Raw genomic sequence first — 20,347 nt, forward strand, 5'->3', positions numbered from 1 at the left:
TATTTTTGTTACTAGGATTGTTACGCAGAGAATAAAGTTTTTCCATTCCGGCCCCAACCTTTAACTTTACCTGCCTAACCCCAAAATCATCGAGTATGGGAAAAGCAGGTGAAGCTTTTGAAAAGCTGTTATCTATCATGGACGAGCTACGCGAGAAATGTCCGTGGGACAGGAAACAAACGCTTGAATCCCTGCGTCAGCTCACCCTTGAAGAAGTATATGAGCTCACAGAAGCCATTGATTTGCGCGACTGGCAGGCACTGCGTGAAGAAACCGGTGATGTGCTGCTGCATCTCGTTTTTTATGCGCGTATTGCAAATGAACAGCAACAATTTGATATCACAGAGGTCATCGAAAAGCTTTGTCAAAAACTTATTGAACGTCATCCGCATATTTATGGTGAACGGACAGTGGCCGATGCAGAAGAAGTAAAACGCAACTGGGAGCAAATCAAACTTCAGGAAGGCAAATCCTCTGTATTGAGCGGAGTGCCCTCTTACCTGCCGGCTCTGGTAAAAGCAATCAGGTTGCAGGAAAAGGCTGCTCAGGTAGGCTTTGAATGGGAAAATACAGATCAGGTATGGGAAAAAGTACAGGAAGAAATGGCGGAATTGCAGGAAGCTATTGCCCGGCAGCATCAGCAACAGATCGAGGAAGAATTGGGTGATTTGCTTTTTGCTCTGGTCAATTATGCAAGATTTCTTCGGGTAGATGCAGAAAAAGCACTGGAAGCGGCTAATCGCAAATTCAAGAACCGTTTTCAGATGATGGAACAGCATATCAAACAGACCGGAAAAGATATCACACAACTCAATCTGCAAGAAATGGATGCCATCTGGGATAAGGTGAAGTCGGCATCCAGAGCCTGAATCTGAGCCGTTTTGCTGTAGATGTTCAACTGTATTCACATGTTTTCCCTGCAGGACTTCAAACGCTTTTTGTGGAGAAATGGCTATCTGCTTATTGGAGCCGCCTGGCTGCTCACCCTGGCTTTTCTGGTTGATCATTACTGGTCATATTACTCTTCTGATCAGCGGGTTATTGCTTCTATTCAGCAGCATTTGCGTGAACGAGAAAATAAAGTGCAAAGCATTGTGCTGCGCAATGCTCTCATCAATCAGTTGCTGCGAAGAAGCTATGACCAGCATTTGCTAGATGAACTCGATCCCGATCGTACCGGTATTTATTTGTTTATTTTTTCCGACAACTGGGAAACCTTTTGGAATACCAACCGGATCAACGTTCCGTCATCAGCCCTTCAGTTGAGCGAAGGGAGTTACTATCTGCAGAATGATCGAGGTAATTTTGAATTGATAAAAAAGAATCTCGGTGGGCTCTATGCTGGAGAGAAAACCCTGATTGCGCTGCTGCCGATTTATGAAAGTTATTTCAAGGAAAACAAATATCTGCAGGCATCCTTCTGGGGAGAGCCTCAGCTGCCTCCCAATCTGTATACCATTACCCGCTCGCCTACTTCCTTCCCGCTTTATAATCGCGAAGGACAGGTATTGTGTTATCTTGACAAACAGCCTTCTGCAATTGTTCATCAGCAGGCTATGTTAAGCGTTTTGCTGAAAGTATTGGCCTGGATATGTGTGGGTATATTTTTAAATCTGTTTGCATCTTTTCTCTCAGCTCACAGCAAACGCTGGCACGGACTGATCTTTCTGATTGCAGTGGTTTTATTGCTGAGAATAATCAGTTATCTGTTCCCCTTCCCCTTTCATTATCGTGAATTTAGTTTGTTTAATGCACAGGTATATGCATCCAGTTCTGTGCTGAATTCATTGGGTGATGTACTCATAAATGCCATCCTGCTGGTGTGGATTATTTTGTTTTTCAGAAGTCAGTACCAAAAGGCTAAGCTACCGGATATGAATCCGGTACAAACCTACGGACTGGCTGTTTTTTGTTCGTTTGCATTGCTTTACCTGGCTCAGCTGTTTTCTGATCTCATTAGAAGCCTGGTTATAGATTCGAGAATATCATTTGATGTTACCAATTTTTATAGCATCAACAATCTGTATAGCCTGGTTGGTTTTATAACCATCGGACTTATTATTTATTGTTTCTTTTTCCTCTCCCGTACGTTTAATGAATTTTTATCTCAGCTGCATCAACGGGAGTTCGACCGGAAATACACCTTGTTGGGTGCCATAGGCCTTATCTGGCTCTTGTTTCATATGAATGACCCGGCCATCGGATATGATCTTGTGCTGATGCTCTGGGCAATCTTCTATATCATGATGCTGGATTTGATTGATTATGCATTGCAAAAAAAATGGATACTCAATCCCTTTGTCAGCTGGTTGCTGTTGCTTACCTTAAGTACAACTGCTATTCTCATATATTTCAACAATCAACGGGAAAAGGATAACCGCAGGCTTCTGGCCATCAACCTTGCCAAACCTCAGGATCCGGATACAGAATATTTTTTGAGCGATATTACCAACAAGATTCAGCGCGATACTTTTATCCAACAATTTTTCATTGCACCGACTCCTGTTACGAAACATATTCTCGTGAATTATCTGCTGAATACCTATTTCAACAGTTTCATCAGCAAATTCGACATTCATATTTTCACATTCAATGCTGGTTATCAACCATTATTTAACAATGATACCCTCAGTTATTCGGCCATTCGAAGTATTTTACTGCTGAAAGCCAGGCCAATTGCAGGAAATGAAACAAGCCAGCAATCTGCAAAATTATTTTACTATGAAACCGGTTACAACCATTATCATTATTTTGGTGAAAAAATTATTCCACAGGATTCCAATCCGGCACAACCTGGCGGATATTTATTTTATGAGCTTACACCCAAAACGCAGAAGAATCTGGCAATATTTCCTCTGTTGCTATCCTCTGATGATAATCAGTTCCAATTGAATATGGAGGATTATTCCTATGCTGTGTATGAAAATAATATTCTGGTATATCATTATAACGATTTTCCTTTTGCGGTATCTATCAGCCCGGCCGATATTCCGCTGACAGAATATGAATTTCGCAATGAAGGTGGTTATTCGCAATTATGGTATAAGGCAGGAAATAACAGATTGATTGTGGTTTCCAAACGTAACCGTACCTTTATTGAATTTGTAACACTGGTAGCCTATTTGTTTCTGATTTTTTTGATCCTGGCGGGGATGTACAGGATTTTGTATTTATTGGTAAAAGCCGGAATGAAATGGGATCATCTGCGCAACTATATGCGCATTACGTTGCGAACGCAGATTCAGTTTGTAATTATATTTACCGTAGTATTTTCTTTTATTATTTTAGGTATATCCACCATTTCTCTTTTCATTGAAAGATATCATAAGAATCAGCAGGATCAACTGACCAAAAACCTGAGTGTGCTTACACAGGATATCATGGAAATTCTTGATCAGCATCAATTGTTAAGCACACCAGACTCAACCGTTTCGCTCACAGAATCCACTGATGATCCTGTTATCAGGCAGCAGATTTTCAAAGTAGCTGATATTCACGGGGTGGATGTGAACTTATATGATATTGACGGAAATATTCAGCTTTCTACAGAACAGTTGCTTTTTGACCGCAACCTGTTATCCTCCAAAATGAATCCGGAGGCATATTATCAGTTGCATATGCAGAATATGGTACAGTATATTCATCCGGAGCATGTTGGTAAACTGTATTTCCTTTCCGGTTATGTTCCCATTTTAAATCATGCCGGTGAGACTATGTTTTACCTGAACATACCCTTCTTTGCGTCTCAGCGTGAACTGAATCAGGAAATTTCAAATTTTCTGATGGCACTTATCAATCTGAATGCATTTATGTTTTTGCTGTCAGGTCTGTTGGCTTTATTTATTACCCGGTATGTTACGGGTTCCTTTACACTTATTGCAGAGAAAATGAAAAACATCCGTCTGAATAAAACCAATGAACAAATCATATGGAATCGTAATGATGAAATTGGTATGCTGGTAAAAGAGTTCAACCAGATGGTACGCCAGCTGGAAAAAAGTGCTGAAGCGCTTGCCAGAAGCGAGCGCGAGCTGGCCTGGCGCGAAATGGCCAGGCAGGTTGCACATGAAATCAAGAATCCGCTTACACCGATGAAACTAAGCTTGCAACACTTGCAGCGTGCCATTCGTGAACATGCACCCAACGTGGAGGAGCTTACGCTGAGAACTACACACATGCTGGTTGAACAAATTGAACACCTGGCACTCATTGCCTCTGATTTTTCTGCATTTGCAAGAATATCAGGCGATCACAAGGAATTGTTTCTCCTGAATGAGGTGCTGGATTCAGTCATTCATTTGTATCAGAATGATGAGCATCATTTGCTGATTTATGATTCACCAGATAAAAATTATTGGATTGAAGCTGATAAAACAGCTATTAACCGTTTATTCAATAACCTGCTGCAGAACGCTTTCCAGGCAATTCCTGAACATAAAAAAGGCATCATTGAAGTTGCGATTAAAGATTATGACGGAAAAGTATGTGTGATGATAAAGGACAACGGTACAGGAATTCCTGATGAATTGAAATCAAAAATCTTCTTTCCGAATTTTACCACCAAAAGCAGCGGTACAGGACTTGGGCTGGCCATGTGCAAACGCATTGTGGAACAGTGGAATGGCCGGATCTGGTTTGAAAGCCAATGGCAACAGGGAACAACTTTTTATGTTGAACTGCCACTCGCAGATCTCTCGGCATATAATGGGAATATGCCTAATGATTGAAGCATGTCCATAACCTTGTAAACCGGTAATCCCATAACATTGTAATAATCCCCTTCAATGCGGATAATACCTGTTAATCCAATCCACTCCTGAATAGCATAAGCTCCCGCTTTATCATAAGGCTGAAAGTGTTTGACATAATACAGAATTTCATCTGTTTTCAGTTCCTTGAACCAAACTTTCGTTTCTTCCGTAAAGGTTATGATTTTCTGATCGTGCATGAGCACCACACCCGTCATAACTCTATGCATTTTTCCTGAAAGTTTTTTGAGCATAGCTACAGCCTCCTCTTCTGATGCAGGTTTGCCAATAATTTCTTGCCCGAGAATGACTACAGTATCAGCAGCCAAAACAGGCAAATGACTGTCGTATTGCTGTTCGGCTACCACAGCGGCTTTTTTCCGGGCAATATATACAGGCACTTCTGCTGCAGGCAGCTTATCCGGAAAATCTTCATCTATGTGCGAAACAATGACCTGAAAATCATAACCAGCTTGTTTCAGTAAGCTGATTCTTCTGGGAGAACCCGAGGCTAAAATAAACGACATCTGATTCTGATTTTACATATCAACCGCAAGAGCTACAGATACAAATATAATACAGCCATGGAGATGATGCCAGTAAGCATGACACCTTTAATAAACTGGCTGACTACATGATAATTACGCACGGCAATTGCCCGTATCAGATAAAACATGATCAGCAAAACCGGAAACCATACCAGCAGAATTAAATATACTCCGGCCATCACCCATTGAAACCGGAAAGCCTGAGAGATACAATAAATCATCAGCAATTCAAATACAATTAAAATACTTACAGCCATTATTTTTGATACCTGAATGCCCCATACAATAGGTGCTGTGCGACATCCTTCCTTGCTATCGCCAAACAAATCTTCCAGATCTTTTACTATTTCACGCACCATCGAAAGCAGAAAAGCAAATATGGCATACAGCCATATCAACCTGTTTAGAGACCAAAGCATCTTTGCCTGCGGAAAATTGTAAAACTGTGGTTCATAAATGATCAATACAATAAGCGTAAATGAGGTTAATCCTGAAATAATCAGGTTGCCAACCAAAGGTAATCGTTTGAAATGTGTGGAATAAAACCAAAGCAGGATGGTGCAAATAGCCTGGCACAACCACATCCACCAGCTATGCAGATGCCAGGACAGATAAATCGCAATGATGAGACCCGTCAAATTCAGTATGCTATGCCAGGCAAGAGCCCAACGTCGATGGATATACCGATCAATGATAACCTTTCCGGGCTTGTTGATCTGATCAATGTTTAAATCAAAATAATCATTAATGATATATCCGGCTGCGGCAATACAGATGGTGGAAAAAACGAGCCATGCAAAACCTGCATCCGATAAGCTGAAATCCAGCCCTGCATGCTGAAATACAGGCTTCATCAGGGCATAGCGCAACAAATATTGTGCACCTATGATGTACAACAGATTGGGATATCGGATGAGCCTGAAAAAATATTTCCAGTTTTGTATTTTTTGCATACGCCTAACTTACAGATTCATTCATGGATCAAGGTCATCTGATCGTCAATTATCCATTCCATTTCTGTTGTATTTTGAGGGTTTTCTCAATCACATCCCTTACACATCCTTCACCGCCTTTTAGTGGAGAGATATAAAAAGCCATTTGTTTTATATCATCCGCAGCATCGGCCGGACAAACAGGCAATCCTATCCGTTGCATAACCGGTAAATCAGGCATATCATCTCCCATATACAACACAGAATCCGATTGTAAACCACGCTGCTGCAGATATTGTTCCACACAACTCAACTTATCGCTGATGGTTGTAAAAATATCTTCAATTCCCAGATAATGCAGCCGGGCTACAACTGCCTGCGATGCTCTGCCAGTAACAACCGCTACTTGATAACCTTTTTTCACTGCCAGCTGAAGGGCATAACCATCTCGGATATGCATCTGGCAAATGTGTTCCCCGTTTTCTGTGAGCCATAGTTTTCCATCAGTCATCACGCCATCTACATCAAATATAAACGTGCGGATATTTGCAAATAACTGCAACAATGTTTCTGTGGTAATAGATTTATGCATCGGAATAAAGTTTTCTGATCTGATCAGTAAATACGCGGTATAGCTCGAGCAGTGCAGGATGATCAGCTAACATTTGCTCATGCATTTGGATAGTTTGCTGATCGTTTCGTTTTGCCGGACCGGTTTGCTGGCTGAAGGGTGGATCATCAACAATTTTCGTGATGGTTTCATGCAACAAAGGCATGAGCAGATCGAAAGCAAGCTGATGCGTTTCACAAAACCATTTTACCTGTGATAATAAATAATAAACAAAGTTATTTGTATAAACCGCTGCCAGATGATATTGTTTGCGTTTGGCAGAATCTATTTCCAGGATGTTGTTGCTAATATGAGCTGCAAGCAAGCGGATTAGCTGCCTGGCTTCCGGATTACTGGCTTCTATGAGCACAGGAAATGCATGCCTGACGGGAATACCCGTACGTATGGTTTGCAGGGGATAAATAACTCCGTAATGAGAAGATATTTCCTGCAAAACCTTCATGGACACGGATCCCGAGGTGTGTACAACGAGTTGATGAGATAATCTTAACTTTGCAGCTATTTCGGTTAATGTATCATCATTTACAGCCAGTATGCATGCATCTGCATCAGGTGGGATTTCATCAAAATGGGTGCCGTAGCTGGCCTGAAATGCATGAGCCAATGCACTGGCGTGTGCCGGATTCCGACTGATGATCCGGATGATTTGATGTGACCCCGACCAACAGGAGGCAAAAAAATGAGCTATATTTCCCGAACCTATGATAACCAATCGCATGACATCCTGTTAAAGCTGTAAATTTTTAGTGCTGTAAATTTACGCACAGAGCGAGCAGAAACAGTAAGCAGCGTTAAAAAAAATCAAATAACACAACGTAAGCTGTCAGTTTTTTGCTATATTTTTATAATCATCATATTATTTTTCTATACTTGCAGAATTCGGAAACTGATTGTGTTGTTCGGTACATACAGAAAATAAAACAGCGTTATGGCAAAAAATTTACTGATTGTGGAATCACCGGCAAAGGCAAAAACCATTCAGAAAATACTGGGTGATGAGTTTGAAATCAAATCCTGCTTTGGCCATATTCGCGATCTGGATAAAGAAGAGATGGGTGTGGACATTGAGCGTAACTATCAGCCCATTTATGTGATTCCGCCTGAGAAGAAAAAGATTGTGGAAGATTTGAAAAAACTTGCACAAAAAGCAAAGGAAGTGTGGCTTGCGACGGATGAAGATCGCGAGGGTGAGGCTATTTCCTGGCATCTGGCAGAGGTGCTGGGTTTGGACCCGCTTACCACGAAGCGTATTGTGTTTCATGAAATCACCAAACCCGCCATCGAAAAGGCTGTTCAGCAGCCCCGGACCATTGATATGAATCTGGTGAATGCCCAGCAGGCACGTCGGGTATTGGACAGGCTTGTGGGTTTTGAGCTTTCTCCCCTGCTTTGGCGCAAGGTCAGCATGAAAAATGCGCTTTCTGCCGGTCGCGTACAATCGGTAGCTGTGCGGCTGATTGTGGAGCGGGAGCGCGAAATTCAGGCCTTTAAGCCCGAAAGCAGTTTTCAGGTTGAGGCCATATTTTCAGCTCCAGATGCCCGTGGAAAAGAATGGAATTTTAAAGCTGTCGGACAAAACAAAATACCGAGTGCAGAAGAGGCGCGTAATTTCCTGAATTCCTGTGCAGGTGCCCGGTATGAAGTGAAGGACATTGAAATCAAGCCCGCCAAAAGAAGTCCGGCCCCGCCTTTTACGACATCAACGCTCCAACAGGAGGCCAGCCGCAAATTGGGCTATTCGGTTGCCAAGACCATGTTACTGGCCCAAAAACTCTATGAAAACGGTCAGATTACCTACATGCGTACTGATTCCGTAAATCTTTCGGATACAGCGCATGAAGCTATTCGCAACGTCATTCACCAGCAATACGGCAAGGATTATTATCAGCATCGGGTATTTAAAAATAAAAATGAAAACGCGCAGGAAGCCCATGAAGCCATCCGACCAACAGATATGAATGTGGTTACCATTCCCGATGCAGATACCCGCAAACTATATGAACTCATCTGGAAGCGTACTGTAGCCAGCCAGATGAGCGACGCACAGCTGGAAAAAACCATTGTGCATATTGGTATTTCCACATCTGCATACGAGTTGATTGCAACCGGAGAAGTACTGAAATTCGATGGATTCCTGAAAGTGTATCTGGAAGGCAAAGATGATGATGAACATGAAAATGAAGAAGCGGCCGGCATGCTCCCACCCATGCAAAAAGGTCAGGTGCTTCGCCTGGTTTCACTTCAGGCTGTTGAAAAATTTACACGTCCGCCGGCCCGTTATACAGAAGCCAGCCTGGTGAAAAAGCTGGAAGAGTTAGGCATTGGCAGGCCTTCAACCTATGCTCCTATCATCTCCACCATCCAGAAAAGAAAATATGTGGAAAAACGAGATAAGGAGGGTACGCCCAGGCCTTACCGCATTTTTGCACTACAGGGCAATGAAATTTCTGAGCAGGTAGCAGAAGAAATCGTTGGAGCTGAAAAAGGAAAATTATTTCCCACGGATCTGGGTATGCTGGTGACTGATTTTCTGAATCAATATTTTGAAAACATCATGGATTATGGCTTCACGGCAAAAATTGAAGAGGAATTCGATGAAATAGCCCGTGGGCGCAAGCCATGGAACCAGATGATTGATCAGTTTTACAAGCCTTTCCACCAGGAAGTGGAAAAAACACTTGAAACAGCTGAAAAAGTAAAAGGCGAACGCTATCTGGGTGATGATCCCCAAACCGGTAAGCCCGTGTATGCCCGCATGGGACGTTACGGACCTATGGTGCAGATTGGCCAGGCCGACGGGCAGGAAAAACCCCGGTTTGCCAAACTCAAAAAAGAACAAAGCATTGAAACCATTACCCTGGAAGAAGCCCTTGAACTTTTCAAATTGCCACGCAGCATTGGCGAAATAGATGGAAAAGAAGTAGTGATCAACATCGGCAGGTATGGACCGTATGCATTATACGACGGTAAATTCTATTCCCTGCGCAAAGACATGGATCCCTACACCGTGGAGCTGGATGAAGTGGCCGCCTGGATTGCCGAAAAACAAGCTGATTCCGATAAAAAAATTATCAAACAGTTTGAAGGTTCCGATATTCAGATTTTGCGCGGGCCCTACGGACCTTATCTGAAAAAAGGCAATCAGAATTATCGTTTGCCAAAGGAATGGCAAGATAAGCCGGAACAACTTACCCTGGAAATCTGCGAGCAGATTATCCAATCCACTCCGGCATCTGGCAAAACCAGAAGGGCCGCAAGAAGGAATACGCCTTCAAAAAAATAAATTTATCTTTGTTGGGTATGGCCGATGAAAGAGAAATCAATGCTTTGCTGCATCTGCTCGATGATCCGGATCAGGAAGTATTCGATACGGTAGCTGATCGGCTTGTGCATCTGGGTAAAGAGATTATTCCAAGTCTGGAATCAGTCTGGGAAAACACTCCCAACGAAGCCATCCAGGAACGCATTGAATGGCTTATTCATCGGGTGCATCTCCAGGAATTGCTTGCAGCTATGAAGGCTTGGGCCGGCCAACCCGATGATTTGCTTAAAGGTTCATTGTTGGTTGATAAATATCAATATCCTGATCTTGCAGAAGAACAGGTACTTAAAAGTATTGAGAAATTAAAACGCAATATCTGGCTGGAGCTGAATAACTATCTCACACCTGTCGAACAGATCAATGTGATGAATGGCATGCTGTACAGTTATTTCGGCATTAAGGGAATTGAAAGCACCGACAAGCAGTACAGGCAAAAGAATCATTTCTTTATCCATCAGCTGGTTGAAAGCAGAAAAGGAAGTTCCATTATCATCGGCATCTTATATCAGTATCTGTGTGAAAAACTGGATATTCCCGTAAAAGCTGTACAGATTCCACAGCAATATGTACTGGCTTATTTTGAAATGGAAGATGCTCCGTGGTTATATGCCAGAACGCCTTCGCCACAAAGCCGGATTCAGTTTTTCATTGATCCTGTTCAGGGACAAATTTATTCGCACAAAGATATTGAAACCTATCTCAAACGCATAGATGCCGTAGAAACAGACCGATATTACGAACCTCTCAGCAACAAGCAAATCATTCAGAAGCTGATTCGTGAACTGGCAAAATGTTATCCGCAAAGTGAATACCCCAACCGCAGGTATGAATTATATCATCTGGCGGCTTTGCTGGATGATTGATCAGGTTCTCAGATCCACCACACTTATACCCGGATGCAATTTGGGATTGAAGGTGAAAGTTTGCTCAGTCACTTTTACGTTGGGTGTAAATTGCTGAATGCTGTACACATAATGAACTCCGCTCTTGTCGTAAATTTCAGCCTTCACGATTTGTTTCTTTGCTTTATCAATGGTTAAATCAACCCGGAAGAAAGATTTGGATTTATCAAAAGGTGTCATTTCAATATGTTGATACACACGGCCATTTGCACGCGTATCGGGCATCAGGCGATAAAGAAAGTCCTGATCATAGAAATTGGTAAATAAACGCGTGGGCGAAATCATACTATTGTCGGGCGAATAGCGATTAATCTGCACTTCATTGGTTTCTTTGCTGTAATTCCAGGTGGTTGTACCATCACAGATCAGCACCTGGCCACCGATTTCGATGTGGTAAGCATTCCCCTGCAGAATGGCCACACCGTTTCGCTGATCGGCAACTTTCCCATCGGGATTGATGACCTGCAATTTAAAGGTAGCTTTGATGGAATGATAAGTTTTGTATTGTTTACTCAGCGCATCCAATACAGCTTTTGCTTTGGGATCACTTTGTCCGTAAGGAGTCATCTGCTGGGCATAACCCGTTGCTGCCAGTGTAATTCCGATTAACAACCATGCACAGAATTTCATATGAACTGTTTTTCTTTGTTGTTTACAATATTTTCTGCAAAAATTGTTCTAATTCAGCTTCCGTTTTGATTAATACTTCCCGGCTTTTGCTACCCATGCTGGGACCTACGATGCCAGCGGCTTCGAGCTGATCCATCAAACGGCCGGCGCGATTGTAACCCAGCTTCATTCTGCGTTGTAGCAAGGATGTAGAGCCTTGTTGGGTAGCCACGATGATGCGGGCAGCCTCTTCAAACAACGGATCCCGATCAGCCTGTTGCAGGGAGTTAAGCTGATTTTCTTTCTCATCCTCGTATTCGGGCAACAGATAAGCTTCGGTATATCCTCGCTGGCGACCAATGAATTCCACTACCCGTTCTACTTCAGGAGTATCCACGAAAGCGCATTGCAATCGCACAATATCGCCATAATAGGCAATCAGCATATCGCCCTTGCCCACCAGCTGTTCAGCACCACCTGTATCCAGAATAGTCCGGGAATCTACTTTTGAACTTACCTTAAAAGCAATGCGTACGGAAAAATTGGCTTTGATGATACCCGTGATGATGTTCACGGAAGGCCGCTGGGTGGCAATAATCAAATGAATACCCACGGCACGTGCCAGTTGTGCCAGTCGGGCAATGGGCATTTCGATTTCCTTGCCAGCCGTCATGATCAGATCTGCAAATTCATCAATCACCAACACAATAAACGGCAGAAAACGATGTCCTTTTTCCGGATTCAGTTTCCGGTGCACAAACTTTTCGTTGTATTCCCTGATGTTGCGCGCCCCGGCCTCCTTCAGCAAATCATACCGGATATCCATTTCAATGCACAACGCATTGAGCGTGTGAATGGCTTTTTTGGTATCGGTGATGATAGCCTCTTCTTCTCCAGGCAGTTTGGCCAGAAAATGTTTTTCAATGGTTCGGTATAATGAAAGCTCTACTTTTTTCGGATCAATCAATACCAGCTTGAGTTGAGACGGATGTTTCTTGTACAGCAGCGAAACCAGGATGGCATTGATGCCGACCGATTTACCCTGTCCGGTTGCACCAGCCATCAGCAGATGAGGCATGGTGGTGAGATCCACAATAAAGTTTTCATTATCAATTTTTTTACCCAAAGCTATGGGTAACTGCATATTGGTGCGCTGAAATTTCTCGGATGCCAGCAATGTGCGGATGGATACCGTAGCTTTTTTCTCATTGGGTACTTCAATACCTATGGTACCTTTTCCGGGAATGGGTGCTATGATTCGGATTCCCAGGGCTGAAAGACTCAGGGCAATATCATCTTCCAGATTTTTGATACGTGAAATACGCACACCGGCTGCGGGTACTATTTCATACAGGGTAACCGTAGGACCAACGGTAGCGGTGATTTTACGAATATCAATATCGTAGTTTTTCAGGGTGTTGATGATTTGTTCTTTATTTTTTTTCAGTTCCTCGTTGTCCTGTATGATGGTTTCAGCGCCATGATCATCCAACAGATCGAGGGAAGGATATTGATAATCGCGCAGGTCGAGGGTTGGCTCATAAGGTTGCTGGGTCAGTCTGGCAGCTGCTTCTGGTTGTGGTGCATCGTCTTTCACGGGAGGTTTGATTTCCAGTTCCACATCGTGTTTTGCTGCGGAGGTGGTAGCAGCAGGTGAAGATGGATGGGGTATCACTGGTTTCTCTTCTGCTTCCAGTTGCGAAGCCTGTTCCGGTTTTTCAATCAGCTGCAAATCTTCGTTTTGCTGTTGCATCTGCTTGCCCAGCCATTCGTTGATGGTTGGTGCTGTAGGTGCAGATGCGAATGTTGTTGCTTGAACAGGCTCTTCTGTCTGCTCTGTATGCAGCTCCTGTTGGGGCGTTTTAGGAGAAGGAAGCGTAATATCTACATTGAATTTCCAAACCAGATAGCCAACGGCTGTCAAAATGAGTAAAATAAACGTACCCAATGCACCAATGAGGTGAATCAGATAATCGCTGATGAAGGTGCCCAATGCTCCTGCAAAGGGAAATCCGCTGTAGTTAAATATTTGCATCAGAAAACCAGCAGCAGTGGAAACATACAGAATACCCAATACAATGAAAAAAATCTGAGATGAAATACGAAATACCCTTCTGCCCACCAGCAGGTTTACCCCAATAATGAAAAACAAATAACACAGAAAGTAGGAAGCTATGCCAATTTCTTCATAAAAAAAGAAATGGCTGATATAGGCTCCCAGCCTGCCTAACAGATTCTGCACTGTTGCCTCATTGTTCAGCAGGATGTGATACGAAAGAGAGAATATTTTATCCTGATCTTCTTTCCAGGTGAAGAGATAGGAAGTAAAAGCAATGAATAAAAAAATGCAGATAAGCCAGCTGAAGATAGCCAGCAGCTTGTGATTGCGTTTGGGTAATGAGGTGTTTTTCGTATTTTCTTTTGATGCAGATGATTTTGCAGGCGTTTTTTCTTTTTTGGGATTCTTGCGCATCTGTTTTTTACCGGCAGCTTCTTTTTTCAGATCAGCTGCTGTCGGCTGGGAAGGTAATTGCTCTGATTTTAACCGATTTTTTCCCATAATCATTTGCCTCACAAAGATACCCTGAGATTTTGATACATGTGGGTTGCCTTTTGCGAAAGTATCTGCTTCATGAAATTATATTTTCAGCACAGAAACAGCAAGAAAAATCCAGCCCAATATAAAACACAGACCTCCGATGGGTGTAAGTATCCCTATCCACCATGGAACTGACAGATGTTGGCATTGCAGGGAAATAATTACATACAATGAACCGCAAAACAGAATCAGTCCGATCAGAAAAGCGTATGCTGAAGCTGATAACCACATCAGCCGGTTTGGATATGATTGGCTATATAGCGTCAGCACGCCTGAAGCTAATAGTGCCAGGCTGTGGTAAAACTGATAACGAACAGCCGTTTCATATATGTTCATTTGATCGCTGGAGAGCAGCGATTTCAGGATATGTGCGCCGAAAGCACCCAGGGCTACGCTGAGGGCACCGAACAGACAAGAGAGGAATAAGGTGATTTTTGCACTCATAGACACATGTTTTTCAAGGATGAGGATTGGATGCCGTGTATGATCTGGCCATAAGCAGCAACTGATTTTTGAATGCAGGGATATCAATGTGTTCTTCCTGGATGATCAGATGAGCCTGGCTATAGTAAAGGGTTCGTTGTGCAAGTTTTTCGCGGATCACCGTTTCCAGTTGCGCATCCGGTACCTGAGCAAGCAAAGGTCTGTGCTGCTTTTCAGGTAGCAGCCGCCTGACCAGCACTTCCACGGGTGGATTAAGCCATACAGTGATGCCCTGTTGTTTCATCCAGCTGGCGTTGTCAGCATGGCAGGGTGTGCCGCCGCCACAGGCCAGGATAAAAGTTGGTTTGTATTGGAAAGTATGCAGCGTATCTGTTTCCAGAGCCCGGAAACAGGATTCTCCTTTTTCGGCAAACAGGGTTGCAATGGTTTTGCCAGTTGCGGCTTCAATTTCTGCATCCAGATCATAAAACGGGATTTGCAGGGCATTTGCAAGAGCCTTGCCCAGGAAGGTTTTGCCTGAACCCATGAATCCCCACAGAAAAACGCGCATGTTCATCACACAAATGCATTGATACCGGTAATATCTTCTCCTGTAATGAGCAAATGAATTTCGTGGGTTCCCTCATAGGTAATCACGCTTTCCAGGTTCATCAGGTGGCGCATCACCGGATATTCGCCGGTAATACCCATGGCTCCCAGGATTTGCCGGGCATCGCGGGCAATGCGGGCAGCTATTTCACAGGCGTTGCGTTTGGCCATGGATATCTGCGCCGGTGTGGCCTTGTGGGCATTTTTCAGCGTACCAAGTCTCCAGTTTAGCAGCTGGGCCTTGGTGATTTCCGTGATCATTTCGGCCAGTTTTTTCTGAATCAGCTGGAAGCCGGCAATAGGTTTACCAAACTGTTTCCGTTCTTTGGCATAGCGCAAGGCTGTGTCGTAGCAATCCATGGCTGCTCCAACCGCTCCCCAGGCAATGCCATAGCGGGCGGATGATAGGCAGCTTAAAGGAGCTTTCAGGCCACGGGCCTCGGGCAGGAGGTTTTCTTTTGGGATTTTTACCTGATCAAAAACCAGTTCGCCTGTTGCGCTGGCTCGCAGGCTCCATTTGCCTTTGGTTTCCGGCGTGGAAAAACCTTCCATGCCGCGTTCCACAATTACTCCCCGGATCTGGTCTTGTTCATCTTTTGCCCAGACAATGGCTATATCGGCTACGGGAGCATTGGAAATCCACATTTTGCTGCCATTCAGGATGAAATAATCGCCCTGGTCGGTAAGCCGGGTGGTCATGCCTGCCGGATTGGAGCCATGATCGGGCTCGGTAAGTCCGAAGCAGCCAATGATTTCGCCCTTTGCAAGAGCCGGAAGGTATTTTCTTTTTTGTGCCTCGCTGCCATAGGTGAAAATCGGGAACATCACCAGTGAACCTTGCACAGATGCAGCGGAGCGTACGGCACTATCGCCTCGTTCCAGTTCCTGCATCATCAGGCCATAAGCAATTTCATCCAGTCCGGAACCACCATACTCCTGAGGAATGGTAGGGCCCAGGCAACCCAGCTCGCCCATTTGGGGAAACCATTCTTTATGAAAAACCGCCCGCTGGCAGCAATCTTCAATGATGGGGCTAACGGCTTTTTTTACCCATTGACGCACAGACTCCCGAATCCATTTGTGTTCTTCGCTTAACAGATCATCAATCTGAAAATAATCAGGCGATTGAAACAAATCCGTTTTCATGCAGGCTGACTTTAGGCTAGCAAAATACAAATAGTTTGTTGAGTTTCTGCAATTGTGAAAGCGCCGAGCAGGTGGTTTTCATTTTCTCCCCTGTAGAAAGCCCGCCATTTCCCGGGCATACTGAGCCGCTTTTTCGGCTGCTGCGGTGGCAAAATCATTCCCTGTAGAAGCGTAGAGGATAGCACGGGATACATTGATCAACAATCCGGCATCGCTTTGAGCCTGCCCGCTTTCAAGAATGGCTTGCAGATCGCCGCCCTGCGCACCGATGCCGGGTACGAGGAAAAAATGATCGGGAAACTGTTGCCGCAATTGCTGGAGTTGGGATGGCCAGGTGGCCCCTACGACAAACATCAGTTGATTCGGGGAGGCCCAGCCAGAGGCCTGCCTCATGATGCGCTCGTACAGATAGCCATCGCCACAGGGCAGCTGCAGGAAATCCTGGCTACCGGCATTGGAAGTAAGCCCTAACAGAATAGTCCATTTATCCGTATAATCCAGAAAAGGCTGAACACTGTCTTTTCCCAGCAGAGGTGAAACCGTTACGGCATCAAATCCAAGGCTTTCAAAAAAAGCACGCGCATATTGCCGGGCCGTATGTTCCACATCGCCACGCTTGGCATCAGCAATTTTAAAATGCGTGTCGGGTATCAGTTCCAGGGTTTGTTCCAGCAGCTGCCAGCCCGTGGAACCTAAAACTTCATAAAAAGCCGTATTCAGCTTGTAAGCTACGCAATAAGGTGCTGTTGCCTGAATGATAGCCCGATGAAACGCCAGCACAGGATGCTCTTCTCCCTGGCTTAGCACGGAAGGAAGCCTTTCCATATCCGGATCAAGACCAATGCATAGGCAGGTTTGTTTTTTCCGGATTTGTTCAACCAGCTGTTGGCGATTCATTTTTTATTTAAAATAAAATATGAGATAAATATTCTGGACAAATGATAATTATGGAATTCTTTTTTATGCCTAAAATAAAATTTTAATTAAGCGGGCTGCAAACTGGCATTTAATCGGGCAATACTCCGGATAGCCTGGTCGGCGAAGGATTCGAAGGCTTTGCGGGAGATTTCATCATCGCTCACCATAGCAGGCACGCCGATATCGCCACCTTCGCGGATATTTTCCACAATCGGAATTTGACCCAGAAACGGCACGCCAAATTCTTCAGCCAATTTCTGGCCACCCCCCTTGCCGAAAAGATAATATTTGCGATCGGGCAGATCGGGTGGCGTGAAATAGGCCATGTTTTCCACTACACCTATCACCGGTACTTTAATCTGGGGTGTATTGAACATGCCAAGGGCTTTGCGGGCATCGGCAAGCGCCACATCCTGGGGCGTGGTTACCACAATGGCTCCGGTAAGGGGTACCTGTTGCACCAATGTGAGGTGAATATCACCGGTTCCGGGTGGCAGGTCAATGATCAGATAGTCGAGAGCGCCCCAGTAAATATCGGTCATAAACTGGCGAACGGCACTGCTGGCCATGGGACCCCGCCAGATGACGGCTTGTTTTTCATCGACCAGCAAACCAATGGACATTACTTCAATACCAAATCTTAGCATGGGCACAATCATGGGCCGACCCTTAATTTGTGCCATGCGGGGACGTTCGCCTTTGATGCCCAGCATGATAGGAATGCTGGGACCGTAAATATCGGCATCCATAAGCCCTACTTTTGCTCCCCGCTGTGCGATGGCCAGAGCTAAATTGGTTGAAATAGTCGATTTGCCGACTCCTCCCTTGCCTGAGGCAACCGCTATGATATTGCTGACCTCTGGCAAAATCACCTTGTTATCCTGCCGCCTGCTGGTGGTTTGGGCATCCATCTGTATTTCCACTTCTGCCTCCGGATCCACCATCATGTGAATGGCATTGATGCAAGCCTGCTGCATAGCATCCTTCACCGGGCAGGCAGGAGTGGTAAGCACGATTCTGAAGCGGATTTTTTTCCCTTCAATCTGTAAATCCTGTATCATGCGCAAACTCACCAGGTCCTTTCCCAGATCGGGATCATGAACCTGGCTGAGTGCCGCCAAAACCTGCTGTTCGGTAATCATGTGTGCATGGATTTCTGGAAAACAAAATTAGGGCATCCCGCACAGGAATCGGCCGATTTGCTCCGGTAAGCGAAAAATATTTTTGAAAATGATATTTTGCTAACAAATCCTGAAAGTTTATGTCAGCCGATGTGTGCACCGCGATATGCTTCAATTTTCTTATATTTGACAAGTTGTTTTGCAAACTCATTTTCTGAAAAATCAGCTGTGTGAAAAAGTTTTTATGGATCGGTAGTTTACTCTTGTGTATCCAAACTGTTGCTTTTGCCCAGCGCCATACTGCCCGCGATACGGTGGTTGAATTTTCAGGAGTGGTGCTTACGGCTGATAGCCTGCAAGCCATACCCGGCGTATCAATAACTGTTAAGGGTCAGGATCGGGGCACCCTTTCCAACGAACAGGGAGTTTTTGATATTGTGGCTTACCGGGGCGATACCATTCATTTCAGTGCCATTGGTTTCAGGCCCAAAGATGTGCGCATCCCGCTGGACCTGAAAGGAAATCATTTTTCCATGATTCAGCTTATGGTTGCTGATACCATCTATTTACCGGAAACCATCATTCGCCCCTACCCTTCTCCAGAAGAATTTGCCCGCGAGTTTGTGAATTACAAATTTCCGGACGATAAATATGAAATTGCCCGCAAAAACACAGAAGCTGCCAAGCTTCGCATCCTGGCGTTAACCCTGCCACCCGATGCAACGGAGGCTACTCAGTTGTTTCTGAACCAGCAGGCTCAACGTATCTCCTATGCCGGTCAACTTCCTCCGCAAAATATCTTCAATCCTCTTGCCTGGGCTCAGTTTATCCAGGCCTGGAAGAACGGCGATTTCAAAAGAAAAGATTGATGTAGGTTGCAGCTCTATTGATAAAATGCATACATTTTCATTTTGCTTTGAAAATTATGGGTCATGAAATATATTACTGTCATTGGTGCAGGCACCATGGGGAATGGCATTGCACATGTATTTGCGCAATTTGGTTTTGAAGTGAATCTGGTAGATGTTCAGGATGAAATCCTGCAAAAAGCGCTGCAAACAATCCACAAAAACGCAGAAAGGCAGGTCAAAAAGCAAATCCTCACAGAACAGCAAGTTCCAGAATTGATGAGTCGTATTCATGTTTTTACACAATTGCCTGAGGCCTTGCAACGGGCAGATCTGGTGGTTGAAGCGGCTACCGAAAAACAAAGTCTCAAGGAAGATATATTCCGGCAGATGGATCAATATGCACCGGCTGCAGCCATATTAGCCTCCAACACTTCTTCCATTTCCATCACCCGGCTGGCTGCTGTTACCAATCGTCCTCGCCAGGTCATTGGCATGCATTTCATGAATCCGGTTCCAGTGATGCCTTTGGTGGAAGTGATTCAGGGTTTTCATACCGATCCATCTGTTACGGATACGATTGTACAACTCAGCCGTCAATTAGGCAAAACTCCCTGTGTAGTGAATGATTATCCTGGCTTTGTTTCCAATCGCATTCTGATGCCCATGCTCAATGAAGCGATTTATACCCTGCAACAAGGTGTGGCGGGCGTAGAAGAAATTGATACCATCATGAAGCTGGGTATGGGGCATCCGATGGGGCCTTTGCAGCTGGCCGATTTCATTGGGCTGGATGTATGTCTTTCTATTTTGCAGGTGCTGCACGAAGGACTGGGCGATCAGCGATATGCTCCCTGTCCGCTGCTAGTGAAGATGGTGCACGCCGGTTGTCTGGGCGTGAAGACCGGAGAAGGCTTTTATCGGTATGCAGCTGAAGGCAAAGAAAAAACGGTGAATCCTGTTTTTCAGGTCAGGCGCACGTTTTAACTTT

Annotated in this window: 17 protein-coding genes; 6 read left to right on the top strand and 11 right to left on the bottom strand. The window is 44.5% G+C overall.

What is annotated here, in order from left to right; translation table 11 throughout:
* The first annotated feature begins 95 nt into the window (after nucleotides 1-95).
* Nucleotides 96-869: a nucleoside triphosphate pyrophosphohydrolase gene (mazG, locus tag BM367_RS11265; protein WP_092460568.1), complete on the top strand. Its 774-nt coding sequence runs from the start codon at nucleotides 96-98 to the stop codon at nucleotides 867-869.
* A gap of 39 nt (nucleotides 870-908) precedes the next feature.
* Entirely contained in the window at nucleotides 909-4,727 is a 3,819-nt protein-coding gene (locus BM367_RS11270) for a sensor histidine kinase (RefSeq protein WP_177224217.1), read from the top strand.
* On the opposite strand, the gene BM367_RS11275 is transcribed toward BM367_RS11270, so the two are convergent.
* The 4 genes from BM367_RS11275 to BM367_RS11290 are packed head-to-tail and all read right to left on the bottom strand — an operon-like array spanning nucleotide 4,667 to nucleotide 7,577.
* Nucleotides 4,667-5,275: a Maf family protein gene (locus tag BM367_RS11275; RefSeq protein ID WP_092460572.1), complete on the bottom strand. Its 609-nt coding sequence runs from the start codon at nucleotides 5,273-5,275 to the stop codon at nucleotides 4,667-4,669. The two genes, BM367_RS11270 and BM367_RS11275, sit on opposite strands and share 61 nt — an antisense overlap.
* A gap of 32 nt (nucleotides 5,276-5,307) precedes the next feature.
* Nucleotides 5,308-6,249: a geranylgeranylglycerol-phosphate geranylgeranyltransferase gene (locus BM367_RS11280; RefSeq protein WP_092460574.1), complete on the bottom strand. Its 942-nt coding sequence runs from the start codon at nucleotides 6,247-6,249 to the stop codon at nucleotides 5,308-5,310.
* Nucleotides 6,250-6,298: 49 nt separating this feature from the next.
* Nucleotides 6,299-6,820: a KdsC family phosphatase gene (locus tag BM367_RS11285; RefSeq protein ID WP_092460576.1), complete on the bottom strand. Its 522-nt coding sequence runs from the start codon at nucleotides 6,818-6,820 to the stop codon at nucleotides 6,299-6,301.
* Nucleotides 6,813-7,577, bottom strand: a complete 765-nt coding sequence (locus tag BM367_RS11290; protein WP_092460579.1) for a Rossmann-like and DUF2520 domain-containing protein — start codon at nucleotides 7,575-7,577, stop codon at nucleotides 6,813-6,815. Before BM367_RS11290 ends, BM367_RS11285 begins: the two co-directional genes overlap by 8 nt.
* 210 nt (nucleotides 7,578-7,787) lie before the next feature.
* Between BM367_RS11290 and topA the strand changes: the two genes are divergently transcribed.
* Nucleotides 7,788-10,142 (top strand): type I DNA topoisomerase, encoded by a 2,355-nt coding sequence (gene topA, locus BM367_RS11295; RefSeq protein WP_092460581.1) that lies wholly within the window; start codon nucleotides 7,788-7,790, stop codon nucleotides 10,140-10,142.
* A 17-nt stretch (nucleotides 10,143-10,159) separates the two neighbouring features.
* Nucleotides 10,160-11,044: a transglutaminase-like domain-containing protein gene (locus BM367_RS11300; RefSeq protein ID WP_092460583.1), complete on the top strand. Its 885-nt coding sequence runs from the start codon at nucleotides 10,160-10,162 to the stop codon at nucleotides 11,042-11,044.
* Here the strand turns inward: BM367_RS11300 and BM367_RS11305 are convergent, their stop codons facing one another.
* From BM367_RS11305 to BM367_RS11335, 7 genes are all read right to left on the bottom strand, one after another.
* The gene (locus BM367_RS11305; protein WP_092460584.1) at nucleotides 11,045-11,713 is read right to left on the bottom strand and encodes an outer membrane lipoprotein periplasmic chaperone LolA1; all 669 of its coding nucleotides are present in this window, start codon (nucleotides 11,711-11,713) and stop codon (nucleotides 11,045-11,047) included.
* Nucleotides 11,714-11,735: 22 nt separating this feature from the next.
* Nucleotides 11,736-14,252 (bottom strand): FtsK/SpoIIIE family DNA translocase, encoded by a 2,517-nt coding sequence (locus BM367_RS11310; RefSeq protein WP_245759973.1) that lies wholly within the window; start codon nucleotides 14,250-14,252, stop codon nucleotides 11,736-11,738.
* 78 nt (nucleotides 14,253-14,330) lie between these two features.
* Nucleotides 14,331-14,735 (bottom strand): DUF423 domain-containing protein, encoded by a 405-nt coding sequence (locus BM367_RS11315; protein WP_092460586.1) that lies wholly within the window; start codon nucleotides 14,733-14,735, stop codon nucleotides 14,331-14,333.
* Nucleotides 14,736-14,748: 13 nt separating this feature from the next.
* Nucleotides 14,749-15,291 (bottom strand): shikimate kinase, encoded by a 543-nt coding sequence (locus tag BM367_RS11320; RefSeq protein ID WP_092460588.1) that lies wholly within the window; start codon nucleotides 15,289-15,291, stop codon nucleotides 14,749-14,751.
* Nucleotides 15,291-16,469 carry an acyl-CoA dehydrogenase family protein gene (locus BM367_RS11325; RefSeq protein WP_092460590.1) on the bottom strand — a complete coding sequence of 393 codons (1,179 nt, stop codon included), beginning with the start codon at nucleotides 16,467-16,469 and terminating at the stop codon, nucleotides 15,291-15,293. The genes BM367_RS11320 and BM367_RS11325 overlap by 1 nt, the downstream gene beginning before the upstream one ends.
* A 78-nt stretch (nucleotides 16,470-16,547) precedes the next feature.
* Nucleotides 16,548-17,366 carry an orotidine-5'-phosphate decarboxylase gene (pyrF, locus tag BM367_RS11330; protein ID WP_092460592.1) on the bottom strand — a complete coding sequence of 273 codons (819 nt, stop codon included), beginning with the start codon at nucleotides 17,364-17,366 and terminating at the stop codon, nucleotides 16,548-16,550.
* 86 nt (nucleotides 17,367-17,452) lie between these two features.
* The gene (locus tag BM367_RS11335; protein WP_092460594.1) at nucleotides 17,453-18,529 is read right to left on the bottom strand and encodes an Mrp/NBP35 family ATP-binding protein; all 1,077 of its coding nucleotides are present in this window, start codon (nucleotides 18,527-18,529) and stop codon (nucleotides 17,453-17,455) included.
* Between the two features lie 209 nt (nucleotides 18,530-18,738).
* Here BM367_RS11335 and BM367_RS11345 point away from each other — a divergent pair, with 209 nt between their 5' ends.
* Nucleotides 18,739-19,377, top strand: a complete 639-nt coding sequence (locus BM367_RS11345) for a carboxypeptidase-like regulatory domain-containing protein (protein ID WP_245759974.1) — start codon at nucleotides 18,739-18,741, stop codon at nucleotides 19,375-19,377.
* Nucleotides 19,378-19,440: 63 nt separating this feature from the next.
* Entirely contained in the window at nucleotides 19,441-20,343 is a 903-nt protein-coding gene (locus BM367_RS11350; protein WP_092460597.1) for a 3-hydroxyacyl-CoA dehydrogenase family protein, read from the top strand.
* Nucleotides 20,344-20,347 lie beyond the last annotated feature (4 nt).

The sequence above is a fragment of the Thermoflavifilum thermophilum genome, from assembly GCF_900116565.1.
Classification (GTDB): domain Bacteria; phylum Bacteroidota; class Bacteroidia; order Chitinophagales; family Chitinophagaceae; genus Thermoflavifilum; species Thermoflavifilum thermophilum.

Excerpts from the sequence above, each read along its gene's own strand:
- BM367_RS11305 (WP_092460584.1), bottom strand. The coding sequence starts at position 11,713 with ATGAAATTCTGTGCATGGTTGTTAATCGGAATTACACTGGCAGCAACG.
- BM367_RS11315 (WP_092460586.1), bottom strand. The coding sequence starts at position 14,735 with ATGAGTGCAAAAATCACCTTATTCCTCTCTTGTCTGTTCGGTGCCCTC.
- BM367_RS11310 (WP_245759973.1), bottom strand. The coding sequence starts at position 14,252 with ATGGGAAAAAATCGGTTAAAATCAGAGCAATTACCTTCCCAGCCGACA.
- BM367_RS11275 (WP_092460572.1), bottom strand. The coding sequence starts at position 5,275 with ATGTCGTTTATTTTAGCCTCGGGTTCTCCCAGAAGAATCAGCTTACTG.
- BM367_RS11350 (WP_092460597.1), top strand. The coding sequence starts at position 19,441 with ATGAAATATATTACTGTCATTGGTGCAGGCACCATGGGGAATGGCATT.
- BM367_RS11290 (WP_092460579.1), bottom strand. The coding sequence starts at position 7,577 with ATGCGATTGGTTATCATAGGTTCGGGAAATATAGCTCATTTTTTTGCC.
- BM367_RS11335 (WP_092460594.1), bottom strand. The coding sequence starts at position 18,529 with ATGATTACCGAACAGCAGGTTTTGGCGGCACTCAGCCAGGTTCATGAT.
- BM367_RS11320 (WP_092460588.1), bottom strand. The coding sequence starts at position 15,291 with ATGAACATGCGCGTTTTTCTGTGGGGATTCATGGGTTCAGGCAAAACC.
- BM367_RS11270 (WP_177224217.1), top strand. The coding sequence starts at position 909 with ATGTTTTCCCTGCAGGACTTCAAACGCTTTTTGTGGAGAAATGGCTAT.
- mazG (WP_092460568.1), top strand. The coding sequence starts at position 96 with ATGGGAAAAGCAGGTGAAGCTTTTGAAAAGCTGTTATCTATCATGGAC.
- BM367_RS11285 (WP_092460576.1), bottom strand. The coding sequence starts at position 6,820 with ATGCATAAATCTATTACCACAGAAACATTGTTGCAGTTATTTGCAAAT.
- pyrF (WP_092460592.1), bottom strand. The coding sequence starts at position 17,366 with ATGAATCGCCAACAGCTGGTTGAACAAATCCGGAAAAAACAAACCTGC.
- BM367_RS11300 (WP_092460583.1), top strand. The coding sequence starts at position 10,160 with ATGGCCGATGAAAGAGAAATCAATGCTTTGCTGCATCTGCTCGATGAT.
- BM367_RS11280 (WP_092460574.1), bottom strand. The coding sequence starts at position 6,249 with ATGCAAAAAATACAAAACTGGAAATATTTTTTCAGGCTCATCCGATAT.
- topA (WP_092460581.1), top strand. The coding sequence starts at position 7,788 with ATGGCAAAAAATTTACTGATTGTGGAATCACCGGCAAAGGCAAAAACC.
- BM367_RS11325 (WP_092460590.1), bottom strand. The coding sequence starts at position 16,469 with ATGAAAACGGATTTGTTTCAATCGCCTGATTATTTTCAGATTGATGAT.